We start from the raw sequence: 11,876 nt of genomic DNA on the forward strand, positions 1-11,876 counted from the left end.
GTCAGGGTTTCACATCCCGCAGGATCGGGTTTTGCAGTGAAATCAGGGTTTCAGTGGACTGGATCTCGTCGATGGTCTGGATCTTGTTGATCAGCACTATCTGCAGCTCGTCGATGGAGCGGGTCATCACCTTCATGAAGATGCTGTAGTGGCCCGTGGTGTAGTAGGCCTCCACCACTTCGTCCAGCGCCTGCAGCTTGGCCAGTGCCGAGGGGTAATCCTTGGCACTCTTCAGATTGATCCCGATAAAGCAGCAGACGTCGTAACCCAGCTTCTTGGGGTTAACCTGCACCCGTGTCCCCTCGATGATCCCCGCCTGTTTCATCTTCTCCACCCGCACATGGATGGTGCCCGGGCTGACCGCCAGTTGTTTCGCAAGTTCGGCGTAAGGGATCCGCGCATTCTCCATCAGAGCGGTGAGGATGGCCTGATCGAGATTATCGATCCGGTAATTTTCCGGCATTTTTTTGCACTCCCGTTGGCGATATCTCATTAAACAACGGCTTATTTTGAAGAAAAAAACACATAAAGCCTATTTCTATTATAGAATATTGAATTTAGTCGCCAATCTGTTGAAGAATCACCACATCCAACGGGGTTTGAAACAGGAATTCAGCATGAAACAGCACTACATTCGCAGCCAACAGCAGATCAGCTTCGTCAAAGAGATGTTCTCCCGCCAACTCGCCCAGCAACTGAGTCTGATGGAGGTGCAAGCCCCCATTCTGAGCCGGGTCGGTGATGGCACTCAGGACAACCTCTCTGGCCACGAGAATGCAGTGCAGGTCAAAGTGAAAACCCTGCCGGAGCACAGCTACGAAGTGGTTCATTCACTCGCTAAATGGAAGCGCCAGACTCTGGGTCGCTTCGGCTTCGGCCCGGGTGAAGGGATCTACACCCACATGAAGGCGCTGCGTCCGGATGAAGACAAGCTCACCCCCATCCACTCGGTCTACGTGGATCAGTGGGACTGGGAGAAGGTAATGCCGAGCGAGCGCCGCGATCTGGCCTATCTGCAGGAGACCGTGCGCGGCATCTGGGCCGCCATCAAGGCCACCGAGCGCGCGGTCTGTGCCGAGCATGAGCTGACCCCCTTCCTGCCAGCCGAGATCCAGTTCCTGCATAGCGAAGAGCTGCTGACCCGCTACCCGGACCTCGATGCCAAGGGGCGCGAGCGCGCCATCGCCAAAGAGCTGGGGGCCGTGTTCCTGATCGGTATCGGCGGCGCCCTCTCCCACGGCGAGCGCCACGATGTACGCGCCCCGGACTATGACGACTGGAGCAGCCACAGCGAGCTGGGTCTGGCGGGTCTGAACGGAGATATTCTGGTGTGGAACCCGGTACTGCAAGACAGCTTCGAGATCTCCTCCATGGGGATCCGGGTCGACGCCGAGGCGCTGCGCCGCCAGCTCGCCATCACCGGCGATGAAGATCGCCTGCAGTATGACTGGCATCAGGATCTGCTGGCCGCACGGATGCCGCAGACCATCGGCGGCGGCATCGGTCAATCCCGTCTGGCCATGCTGCTGCTGCAAAAAGAGCATATAGGTCAGGTGCAAGTCGGCGTTTGGCCATCAGAGATGAAGGCTGCTGTACCGGGCATGCTGTAAACGAGTTGATTTCATCGGTCTGGCCCGCAAGCTGTGGCTCGCGGGTCAGCCCTGAAGGTGTGTGGCGGTGCGGACTGAACGAGCGCAGTCCGGACATGCTGTAAGCCGTGTGGCCATCCCTGATGGCCCGCGGCGAAACCGGGGCTTGCCCCTGCGACCCGCTCAACCCACGCCAGGTCGCGTCACTACATTCCTCCCGGCAATCTTCGGATTGCCGTTTTTTTTTGCGTCCGAGTCCCCGCCGCCAGATATGACAACGCCAGCCCGAAGGCTGGCGTTGCAAACATCGACACGAGATCGGTTACTGGGTCATGGTCAGGCCGTTGCTGTCGGCCCCCAGCAACAGTTTTTTGCCCGGAACGATGCGGCCGGAGAGCAGCGCCTGCGCCAGCGGGTTTTCCACCTTGTGCTGGATCGCCCGTTTGAGGGGCCGTGCCCCGTAGACAGGGTCGAACCCGGCATGCACCAGCTTCTCGAGCAGCGCTTCGCTCACCTCCACCTCGTAACCCTGAGCCTCCAGTCGGCCCATCAGGCTCTTGAGCTGGATGCGGGCGATGGACTTGATGTGATCCTCGCCGAGGGGGTGGAACACCACCGTCTCGTCGATCCGGTTGATAAACTCCGGCCGGAAGCTGCGAGTCAGTACCTCCATCAGCATGGCCTTCATCTCGTCGTAATCTTTCTCGGAGTGGTGCTCCTGAATGAGATCCGACCCGAGGTTGGAGGTCATGATCACCACCGAGTTGCGGAAATCGACGGTACGGCCCTGACCATCGGTCAGGCGACCATCATCGAGCACCTGCAACAGGATGTTGAACACATCCGGGTGCGCCTTCTCCACTTCGTCCAGCAGGATCACCGAGTAGGGGCGACGGCGTACCGCCTCGGTCAGATAACCGCCCTCCTCGTAACCCACATATCCGGGAGGTGCCCCCACCAGACGGGCCACGCTGTGTTTCTCCATGAACTCGGACATGTCGATCCGCACCATGGCATCCTGGGTATCAAACAGGAACTCCGCCAGCGCCTTGCACAGCTCGGTCTTGCCCACCCCGGTCGGGCCGAGGAACAGGAAGGAACCGATGGGGCGGTTCGGATCGGAAAGCCCGGCACGGGAGCGGCGAATGGCGTTGGAGACCGCTTCGACCGCCTCCTCCTGGCCGATCACCCGGCTGTGCAGTTGCTCTTCCATCCGCAGCAGCTTGTCGCGCTCCCCTTCCAGCATGCGGGCCACCGGAATGCCGGTCCAGCGGGCCAGCACGTCGGCTATCTCCACATCGGTGACCCGGTTGCGCAGCAGGCTGGTCTCCTGCATCTCGGCCTGGGTGGCGAGATCCAGCTGTTTCTCCAGCTCGGGGATGCGGCCATATTGCAGCTCGGACATCCGACCCAAGTCGCCTGCGCGGCGTGCCACATCGAGATCCTGACGGGCCTGCTCCAGCGCCGCCTTGATGTGCTGGGTACCGGCGAGAGCGGCCTTCTCGGCCTTCCACACCTCGTCCAGCTCGTTGTATTCCCGATCTTTTTCGCCAATCTCCTGATTGATTAGCTCCAGACGCTTGCGGCTGGCATCGTCGTCCTCCTTCATCAGCGCCTGCTGCTCCAGCTTGAGCTGGATGATGCGCCGCTCGAGGCGATCGAGCGCCTCCGGCTTGGAGTCGATCTGCAGCCGGATGCTGGCCGCCGCCTCGTCGATGAGGTCGATGGCCTTGTCCGGCAGCTGGCGATCCGCGATATAGCGGTGCGACAGCTGGGCCGCCGCCACGATGGCGGGGTCGGTGATCTGCACATGGTGGTGCAGCTCGTAACGCTCTTTCAGGCCGCGCAGGATGGCGATGGTGTCCTCCACGCTCGGCTCTTCCACCAGCACCTTCTGGAAACGACGCTCGAGGGCCGCATCCTTCTCGATGTACTGACGGTACTCATCCAGGGTGGTGGCACCGACGCAGTGCAGGTCGCCACGGGCCAATGCCGGTTTCAGCATATTGCCGGCATCCATGGCCCCTTCGCCCTTGCCGGCGCCGACCATGGTGTGCAGCTCGTCGATAAAGAGGATGACGTTGCCCTCCTCCTTGGCGAGATCGTTCAGTACGGCTTTGAGCCGTTCTTCAAACTCGCCGCGATATTTGGCACCGGCTACCAGCGCCCCCATATCGAGGGAGAGCACCCGCTTGTTCTTCAGCCCTTCCGGCACTTCGCCGTTGATGATGCGCTGGGCCAGCCCCTCGACGATGGCGGTCTTGCCGACACCGGGGGCACCGATCAGCACCGGGTTGTTCTTGGTGCGGCGTTGCAGCACCTGAATGGTACGGCGGATCTCGTCATCACGGCCGATCACCGGGTCGAGCTTGCCGATTTCGGCCCGCTCGGTCAGATCGATGGTGTACTTCTCCAGCGCCTGACGGTTCTCCTCGGCGTTGGCATCCTCCACCTTCTTGCCGCCACGCACCTTGTCGATGGCCGCTTCCAGTTTCTCCTTGGTCAGCCCCTGGGCACGCAGCAGCTCGCCCAGGTTGCCCTTCTCGTCGAGGGCCGCCAGCACGAACAGTTCGGAGGAGATGAACTGATCCTTGCGCTGCTGAGCCAGTTTGTCGCAGACGTTGAGCAGGCGACCGAGGCCGTTGGAGAGCTGTACGTCCCCCTCCACCCCGCTCACCTTGGGCAGGCGATCGAGCTCCTCGCCGAGGCGGGAGCGCAAAGAGTTGATATCCAGCCCGGTCAGGGTCAGCAGCGGACGGATAGAGCCGCCATCCTGATTAACCAGCGCGGTCATCAGATGGACGGGTTCGATAAATTGGTGGTCACGACCCAGCGCCAAAGACTGGGCATCGGAAATAGCAATCTGGAATTTGCTGGTCAGGCGATCGAGGCGCATTGCACTCCCCCTTCAAACAGGCAGACGCCGCTTGCGCGGCAAACAACATAATTTTCTGAGATGAAAGATGAGGCCCGTACGGGCTATTTCAAGGGCATGGGCTGGTTATTTTTTCTGCAAAGCGGGGAGAAGGCAGGATCCCCGCCTCTCTCATACAGATTTAGTCTTGAGAGAGACGGGGTATTACTTGGCGGGTGATTGCTTAGCGGGCCAACCAGATGAGAGAGGCCATGCGGCCGGTCTGGCCATCGCGGCGATAAGAGTAGAACTGCTCGCTATCGCTGAAGGTACAGTGCTCGCCGCCATAGACAGCATTCACCCCGGCGCGGGCCAGCCGCAGCCGCGCCAGCTGGTAGATATCCGCCAACCATTTGCCTTCGTTGGGCGAAGGCACGAAGGCTGCTTCTGCCTCGGCCTGCTCCGCCATAAAGGCCTCGCGCACCTCGTCACCCACTTCAAACGCGGTAGGGCCGATGGCCGGGCCAAGCCAGGCCAGGATCTCGCCCGGCTCGCAGCCCATGGCGGCGATGCTCGCCTCCAGCACCCCCTCTTTCAACCCACGCCAGCCAGCGTGGGCCGCAGCCACCACAGTCCCCGCCCGATCGCAGAACAGCACCGGCAGACAGTCGGCAGTCATCACAATGCAGGCCTGATCTGCCTCGTGGGCGCAAGCCGCGTCGGCATCCGGCGCCTGCTGATAATGGCTACTGACCGGATGAACGACGGTGCCGTGCACCTGATTGAGCCAGTTGAGGGGGCCGGGGATCCGGGCGGCCTGCTGCAAGCGGGCGCGATTGGCCTCAACCAGCACCGGTTCATCCCCCACGTGAGCCCCCAGATTGAGGCCGGCAAAGACCCCTTCACTGACACCACCATCCCGGGTGGTCGACAAGGCTCTGACGTTGGCAGGTGCTGGCCAATCGGGTTCGATCCATTTCATCTGTGACTCCTTCAATTCACCGCTATAAAAAACGGGGCTCCTGCAAGGGAACCCCGTTTGGCATCTCTTCGGGCCGGATGACGGCAGAAACCGACGCAGGCCCTATTGCATCAGTTCCAGACCAGATCGTCCGGATTGGCGATAGTATCCGCACGCAGCACTTCCATCAGATCCACCATGTCCTGTGGTGTCTCGGAGTGCCACTGCATCACTTCACCCGTGATGGGGTGCGCCAGTTGCAGCATGGTGGCATGCAGCGCCTGACGGTTGAAGCTGCGTAGCATCTGGGTCAGCTCCGGCGTCGCGTTGCGCAGCAGGCGCAGACGACCACCATAAGCGGGATCGCCCACCAGCGGGTGCTTGATGTGGGCCATGTGGACACGGATCTGGTGGGTACGACCGGTCTCCAGACGCAGACGCAGACGGGTGTGGCCACGGAACTTCTCGTGAACCCGGTAGTGGGTCACGGAAGGACGACCATTGGGCACCACAGCCATATGGGTACGCTGGGTCGGGTGACGGCCGATGGGCGCATCAACTGTGCCACCTGCGGTCATGTGACCGATGGCGATGGCCTCGTATTCACGGGTGATCTGGCGCGCCTGCAGCGCTTCCACCAGATGGGTCTGGGCAGGAACTGTCTTGGCAACCACCATCAGCCCGGTGGTGTCTTTATCCAGACGGTGCACGATACCGGCACGGGGCACCTCGGCAATGCCGGGGTAACGGTGCAGCAGGGCGTTGAGGATGGTGCCATCCGGCGTACCGGCGCCCGGGTGAACCACCAGTCCGGCCGGTTTGTCGATCACCAGAATGTGTTCATCTTCATAAACGATGTTGAGCTCGATCTCCTGGGCATCCCAGCGGGTATCGGCTTCCAGCTCGACATTCACATGCACCTGTTGCCCGGCCAGAATTTTCTCGCGCGGGGTGTTGGCAACCTGACCGTCCAGGGTCACTCTGTCCTGTAAAATCCACTCCTTGATGCGGGTGCGGGAGTAGTCTGGAAACAATTCGGCCAGGGCCTGGTCGAGTCGCTGCCCGAATTGGTGATCCTGGAATTCGCCTGTCAGTTCAATATGCTGGCTCATGTATGGTCTCTTGAGCGGGGGGTATCAATTCGAAATAATCCGGGTATTCTAGCTTTTCTTTTAGCCAAGCATAACGGATACTTTGCCAATTTCGTGGAAATGGACCGGATGTTGTTGATGGGAAAGAAGTCTCACCTGCTGATGTCGCTCGCCTTGGTCGCTACCTTGATCACAGGCTGTTCCAGCACCAAACCCAAGGTACCCGACGAACCGCCGGAGACCCTGTACCAGAAAGCACGCCTCAAACTGGACGTTGGCAATTACGTGCAAGCCACTGAATTGCTGGAGGCTTTGGACTCTCGCTACCCGTTCGGCGCCTACTCCAACCAGGTGCAGCTTGACCTCATCTATGCCTACTACAAGCAGGATGATACCGCTCAGGCGATCGCCAATATCGACCGTTTTATCCGCCTCAATCCGGCGCATAAAAATATCGATTACGTCTTCTATATGCGCGGCCTGACCAACATGGCAGCGGATTACAACTTCTTCCAGAGCCTGTTCGGTATCGATCGGGACGACAAAGACCCGGCTTATGCCCGTCAGGCATTCCAGGACTTCAAGACCCTGCTGCAGAACTACCCCAACAGTGTCTATGCTGCCGATGCCCGCGCCCGCATGATTGGCCTGAAGAATCGTCTGGCCAGATATGACCTGAGCGTGGCCGAGTATTACGTGAAGCGTGATGCACTGGTCGCGGCCGCCAACCGGGCCAAGCTGCTTGTCGAGACCTACCCCGACACAGCCGAAACCGAGAAGGCGCTGGAGATCATGGTCGAGTCTTACGACACGCTGAAGATGCCGCAGCTGGCCAAGCATGCCCGCGAAGTGCTGGCCAAGAACTTCCCGGAGAACCGCCTCGGCCGTGGCTGAGTGATACGGATCAACCGGTAACAAAAAACCGATGCCTTGGCATCGGTTTTTTTATCGCTGCAATTTAACCACTGATATTACCTGCAGAGGATCTGCAGAGCAGGGGCAGCGTGACGGCGCCCTCCCTGCACCGTCATCACAGCTCTTACTTCGCGACATTGCCCGCCACGTTCAGGGCATCCCAGGTGCGGGAGAAGGGCGGCGCGTAGGCAAAGTCCAGCATGCCGAGCTGCTCGGTGGTCACCCCCATGGTGATGGCGACCGCCAGCGCGTCGATGCGGTGTACCGCCCCCTTGCGACCGAGGATCTGGCCGCCCAGCAGCCGCTTGCTGCCCGCCTCATAGACCAGCTTGACGTGGATGTCTGACTGGCCCGGGCAGTAGTTGGTGTGGCACTTGTCCTTGATCACCACGGTGCGATAGTCGATGCCCATCGCCTTGGCTTCCTGCTCGGAAAGGCCGGTACGGCCCGCCTCCAGCCCCAGCACCTTGAGTGCCGCGGAGCCGAGAGTGCCCGGGAACGTCTGCTCGGCCCCTGCCAGGTTTTCACCCACCATGCGCCCCAGCTTGTTGGCGATGGTGGCGAGCGGCACATAGACCTGCTGCTGCTTCACGCTGTGCCAGACGCTGGCACAGTCACCGGCCGACCAGACGTTGGCCAGCGAGCTGCGTCCCTGACGGTCCACCTTGATGGCGCCATTGCCGAGCCGCTCGATGCCGGTGTCGGCCAGAAACTCGGTGTTGGGCTTGACCCCGGTGCAGACCACCACGATATCGGCCTCGTACTCGCCCTGGCTGGTTCGCACGCCGGTCACCCGGCCATCCCCCAGCAGCGCTTCAACTCGCTCACCCAGATGGAGAGAGACGCCCTGCTCGCGCAGTTCGGTTTCGATGTGTTGGGTGATCTCGCCATCAAACGCGTCGGGGATGACTCGATCCGCCAGCTCGATGAGACGCACCTCTTTGCCCTGATGGACCAGTGCCTCGACCACCTCCAACCCGATAAAGCCGGAGCCGATTACCACGGCGCGACGATTGTTCTTGTCTTGCACCGCCGCTTTGAGCGCCAGTCCATCGGCCATCCGGCGCAGGCCGAATACCCCTTGCTGCTGCAAACCCGGAATGGGGGGCATCACTTCGCGGGCACCGGTGGCGATCATCAGCCGATCGTAGCGATCGGTGAAGGTGTCGCCGTTATGCTCTACCAGCAGGGTCTGGGCCGCAGCGTCAACGCTCAGTACCCGATGGCCAGTCTTGACCTCGATCCCCTTGGCGGCGAACTGCTCGGGGGTGAACTCGGCCATGTAGCCGGGCTCCTGAAACTCGTCGCCGACGAAGTAAGGCAGGCCACAGGCGCCGAAGGAGATCACCTCGGAGGCCTCATAAACGACGATCTCGGCCTCTCTGGCCAGACGGCGCGCCTTGGCGGCCGCGCTCATACCGGCGGCTTCGCCACCGATGATCAGAATTCTCATTGTTTTTTCCTCTCAATGGCGCAGGGAGGGCATGCCCTCCCTGCGGTCTATGACGGGAAAGGGTCACCCCTTTCCACGCCCAGATCAACCAACAGCAAATCAGACGGTGGACTCTTCGCCGTCCAGACTTACTTCGTGATCGCTGTTGAACACATGCATGTCGGTTTCGCCCATCAGGCGGCTGGTGACAGTCCCTGCTGTGATGGAGCCGGAGACGTTCAGGGCGGTACGACCCATGTCGATCAGCGGCTCGATGGAGATGAGCAGACCGGCCAGCGCCACCGGGAAGTCCAGTGCGGAGAGCACGATCAGCGCGGCAAAGGTGGCGCCACCGCCAATCCCGGCAACCCCAAAGGAGCTGACGGTGATGATGGCGATCAGGGTCATGATGAAGCCGGGATCCATCGGGTTGACCCCGACGGTCGGGGCAATCATCACTGCCAGCATGGCCGGATAGATACCGGCGCAGCCGTTCTGGCCGATGGTGGAACCGAAGGAGGCTGCGAAGTTGGCGATCCCCTCCGGAATACCCAGCGACTTGGTCTGGGTCTGCACGTTCATCGGGATGGAGCCCGCGCTGGTGCGCGAGGTGAAGGCAAACGCCAGCACCGGGGTGATCTTCTTGAGGAAGCGGGCGGGGTTGATGCCGACCATGCTCACCAGCAGCAGATGTACCGCGAACATCAGCGCGATAGCGCCGTAAGAGGCCATCACAAAGCTGAGCAGGTTGATGATGTCAGCGTAGTTGGAGCCGGAGACCACCTTGGTCATCAGCGCCAGCACACCGAACGGGGTCAGGCGCAGCACCAGGGTCACCATGCGCATCACGATGGCATGGGCCACGGCCACGAAGTGGCTGAAGCTGGCGAAGATCTCCGGCTTCTTGCGGGCAATGCCGGTGGCGGACAAGCCGATGAAGATCGAGAAGATCACCACGGCAATGGTGGAGGTCTTGCGCGCCCCGGTCATGTCGAGGAAGGGGTTGGCGGGAATGAACTCCAGCATCATCTTGGCAAACGACATGCTCTCGACGCTGCCGAGGGTGGTCTGCAGCGCGGCGCCACGGGCGCTTTCGGCGGCCCCGGAGGTGAGCCCTTCGGCGGTCAGGCCAAACAGGTTGGACATCAGGATGCCCGCCCCGGCGGCGATGGCGGTGGTGAAGATCAGCACGCCGATGGTCATGGCGCTGATCTTGCCCAGCGCAGTGCCGCCATTGAGCTTGAGGATGGCACCGATGATGGAGACCATGATCAGCGGGATGATGATCATCTGCAGCAGCTTCACATAGCCGCCACCCACGATATCCAGATAGTCGATGGTCTGGACAATGACCGGCGACCCAGCGCCATAGAGCAGTTGCAGCGCGGCACCGAACAGAATACCGAGCCCCAGACCGGCAAAGACCCGGCGGGTGAAGCTCACATGTTTTTCCTGTAACCGGTAGAGAAAGAACAGCAAGATGGCGGCGATGGCCAGATTGCCGATAACGCTAAATGTCATGGTATGACTCCCCAAAAAGCGGGCTTGCGCCCGAGAAACAAGAGCAAGCGCCATGCTTGCCCTGGCAACCGTGTCAGACGGTCTGCGCCGTCGTGACAAGAACAAGGGGGTCTATCGCCCCCTTGTCACAGATTCACTGCTTCTGCTGTTTCGCTCGCATGATGTTGATGATTTCGATGTCGGTATCCAGCATCCCCTGTTTGGAGAGGCGGCCCAGATTGGCAATAGTCTCGTCCACGTCATCGGAGACGATCCCCTCGCTCTGGGGGACATGCAGGTTGTTGATGGCCATCAGGGAAGACTTCACCGCCGCCGAGGTGGAGGTGGAGACCTTCATGGAGCAGGCGCTGCCCGCGCCGTCACAGATGATGCCGGAGACATCGCCAATCATGTTGTTGATGCAGTGGCTGATCTGCTGATACTGGCCGCCCAGCAGCCAGGTGATGGCAGCACCGGAGCCCATGGCGGCGGTACTGGCGGCGCACAGCGCCGACAGCTTGTTCTGATAGGTTTTGATGTAGATGGCCACCAGATGGCTCATCACCAGCGCCCGGGTCAGCTGCTCGTCACTCACCTTGAGGAAACGGGCGGCGGCGACCACCGGCATGGTGGCGGCAATGCCCTGATTGCCGGAACCGGAGTTGGACATGGCGGGCAGCATGGCGCCATCCATCCGTGCATCGGAGGCAGCGGAGGAGAGACGCATCGCCAACGTCATCAGGTCGTCCGAGAGCAGCTTGCGCTCCACCTGCTCGGTGAGGATCTTACCGATCTGCAGGCCGTAACCCTGCAACCCCTCATCTGCCAGCGCCTGATTCATGGTGGAGGCCTCGCGGATAAAGTCGATCTCCGCCAGCGGCACTTGCAATGCAAAATCGACAATCTCCCGCAGGGTCATGGTCGGTTTGGCGGATTTGGCGGGCTGGATCTGCACGCCGGGGGCACTGTTCTGCTCCATCAGCACCTCGCCATCCTTCTCCATCAGGATGATGCGGGTGTGGTCGGTGCAGATCACCACCCGGGCGCTGTGGCCTGCAACTTCCGCCAGCACCTCGGCGTAGAGCACGTCCGGCACATCCTTCACATCCACTTTGATGACCGGCAGCAGTGCCTTGGCCGCCTCGACCTGGGCCGGGGTGAGAGTCTTGAGCACCTCCAGCCCGGCATCGGGATTGCCGCCGGTGATGCCGACCGCAGCCGCCACCGGCAGGCCGATCATGCCGGTACCCGGCACCCCGACTCCCATGCCGTTCTTGAACAGGTTGCCACTGACCCAGACGTTGATGCGGGTCGGATCCTGCCCCAGCAGCTTGCGGCAGTTGGCCGCCGCCAGCGCCACCGACATCGGCTCGGTGCAACCCAGGGCCGGTACCACTTCACGCTTGAGCAGGGTAATAAAGTCGGTCCATTGTGCTTTCATCTGTGCATTCTCATCTTGGTGGCGCAATGCCTGTTCATCGCCACAGGCAACAGCATGGCAAAAAAGGGTGACCCTGGGTCAACGTCAATCTGG

The 11,876-nt window shown here is 61.0% G+C and carries 9 protein-coding genes; 2 read left to right on the forward strand and 7 right to left on the reverse strand.

The window, feature by feature from the left end:
- Position 1: 1 nt before the first annotated feature.
- Positions 2-463: a transcriptional regulator AsnC gene (asnC, locus tag BN1115_RS11810; RefSeq protein WP_005339783.1), complete on the reverse strand. Its 462-nt coding sequence runs from the start codon at positions 461-463 to the stop codon at positions 2-4.
- Positions 464-617: 154 nt separating this feature from the next.
- Here asnC and asnA point away from each other — a divergent pair, with 154 nt between their 5' ends.
- On the forward strand, positions 618-1,610 hold the full coding sequence (gene asnA / locus BN1115_RS11815) for an aspartate--ammonia ligase (protein WP_042657300.1): 993 nt from the start codon (positions 618-620) through the stop codon (positions 1,608-1,610).
- A gap of 301 nt (positions 1,611-1,911) precedes the next feature.
- On the opposite strand, the gene clpB is transcribed toward asnA, so the two are convergent.
- The 3 genes from clpB to rluD all read right to left on the reverse strand — a co-directional run bounded on the left by clpB (position 1,912) and on the right by rluD (position 6,516).
- Entirely contained in the window at positions 1,912-4,485 is a 2,574-nt protein-coding gene (gene clpB / locus BN1115_RS11820; protein WP_042657301.1) for an ATP-dependent chaperone ClpB, read from the reverse strand.
- Between the two features lie 202 nt (positions 4,486-4,687).
- Positions 4,688-5,425 (reverse strand): peptidoglycan editing factor PgeF, encoded by a 738-nt coding sequence (pgeF, locus tag BN1115_RS11825; protein WP_042657302.1) that lies wholly within the window; start codon positions 5,423-5,425, stop codon positions 4,688-4,690.
- A 110-nt stretch (positions 5,426-5,535) separates the two neighbouring features.
- A complete protein-coding gene (gene rluD, locus BN1115_RS11830) occupies positions 5,536-6,516 on the reverse strand; it encodes a 23S rRNA pseudouridine(1911/1915/1917) synthase RluD (protein WP_042657303.1) in 981 nt (326 codons plus the stop codon).
- Between the two features lie 117 nt (positions 6,517-6,633).
- Between rluD and BN1115_RS11835 the strand changes: the two genes are divergently transcribed.
- Entirely contained in the window at positions 6,634-7,389 is a 756-nt protein-coding gene (locus tag BN1115_RS11835) for an outer membrane protein assembly factor BamD (RefSeq protein WP_042082907.1), read from the forward strand.
- Between the two features lie 145 nt (positions 7,390-7,534).
- On the opposite strand, the gene BN1115_RS11840 is transcribed toward BN1115_RS11835, so the two are convergent.
- The 3 genes from BN1115_RS11840 to BN1115_RS11850 form a co-directional block, all read right to left on the reverse strand.
- Complete coding sequence (locus BN1115_RS11840) at positions 7,535-8,863, reverse strand: CoA-disulfide reductase (protein ID WP_042657304.1); 1,329 nt, start codon at positions 8,861-8,863, stop codon at positions 7,535-7,537.
- 99 nt (positions 8,864-8,962) lie between these two features.
- Complete coding sequence (locus BN1115_RS11845) at positions 8,963-10,363, reverse strand: L-cystine transporter (protein ID WP_042063787.1); 1,401 nt, start codon at positions 10,361-10,363, stop codon at positions 8,963-8,965.
- Between the two features lie 133 nt (positions 10,364-10,496).
- A complete protein-coding gene (locus BN1115_RS11850) occupies positions 10,497-11,783 on the reverse strand; it encodes an L-cysteine desulfidase family protein (RefSeq protein ID WP_042657345.1) in 1,287 nt (428 codons plus the stop codon).
- Between the last annotated feature and the right edge of the window lie 93 nt (positions 11,784-11,876).

It is taken from the genome of Aeromonas allosaccharophila (assembly GCF_000819685.1).
GTDB classification, from domain to species: domain Bacteria; phylum Pseudomonadota; class Gammaproteobacteria; order Enterobacterales; family Aeromonadaceae; genus Aeromonas; species Aeromonas allosaccharophila.

Bases quoted from the DNA above. Each gene is read 5' to 3' on its own strand.
- asnC (WP_005339783.1), bottom strand. From the start codon at position 463: ATGCCGGAAAATTACCGGATCGATAATCTCGATCAGGCCATCCTCACC.
- asnA (WP_042657300.1), top strand. From the start codon at position 618: ATGAAACAGCACTACATTCGCAGCCAACAGCAGATCAGCTTCGTCAAA.
- clpB (WP_042657301.1), bottom strand. From the start codon at position 4,485: ATGCGCCTCGATCGCCTGACCAGCAAATTCCAGATTGCTATTTCCGAT.
- pgeF (WP_042657302.1), bottom strand. From the start codon at position 5,425: ATGAAATGGATCGAACCCGATTGGCCAGCACCTGCCAACGTCAGAGCC.
- rluD (WP_042657303.1), bottom strand. From the start codon at position 6,516: ATGAGCCAGCATATTGAACTGACAGGCGAATTCCAGGATCACCAATTC.
- BN1115_RS11835 (WP_042082907.1), top strand. From the start codon at position 6,634: ATGGGAAAGAAGTCTCACCTGCTGATGTCGCTCGCCTTGGTCGCTACC.
- BN1115_RS11840 (WP_042657304.1), bottom strand. From the start codon at position 8,863: ATGAGAATTCTGATCATCGGTGGCGAAGCCGCCGGTATGAGCGCGGCC.
- BN1115_RS11845 (WP_042063787.1), bottom strand. From the start codon at position 10,363: ATGACATTTAGCGTTATCGGCAATCTGGCCATCGCCGCCATCTTGCTG.
- BN1115_RS11850 (WP_042657345.1), bottom strand. From the start codon at position 11,783: ATGAAAGCACAATGGACCGACTTTATTACCCTGCTCAAGCGTGAAGTG.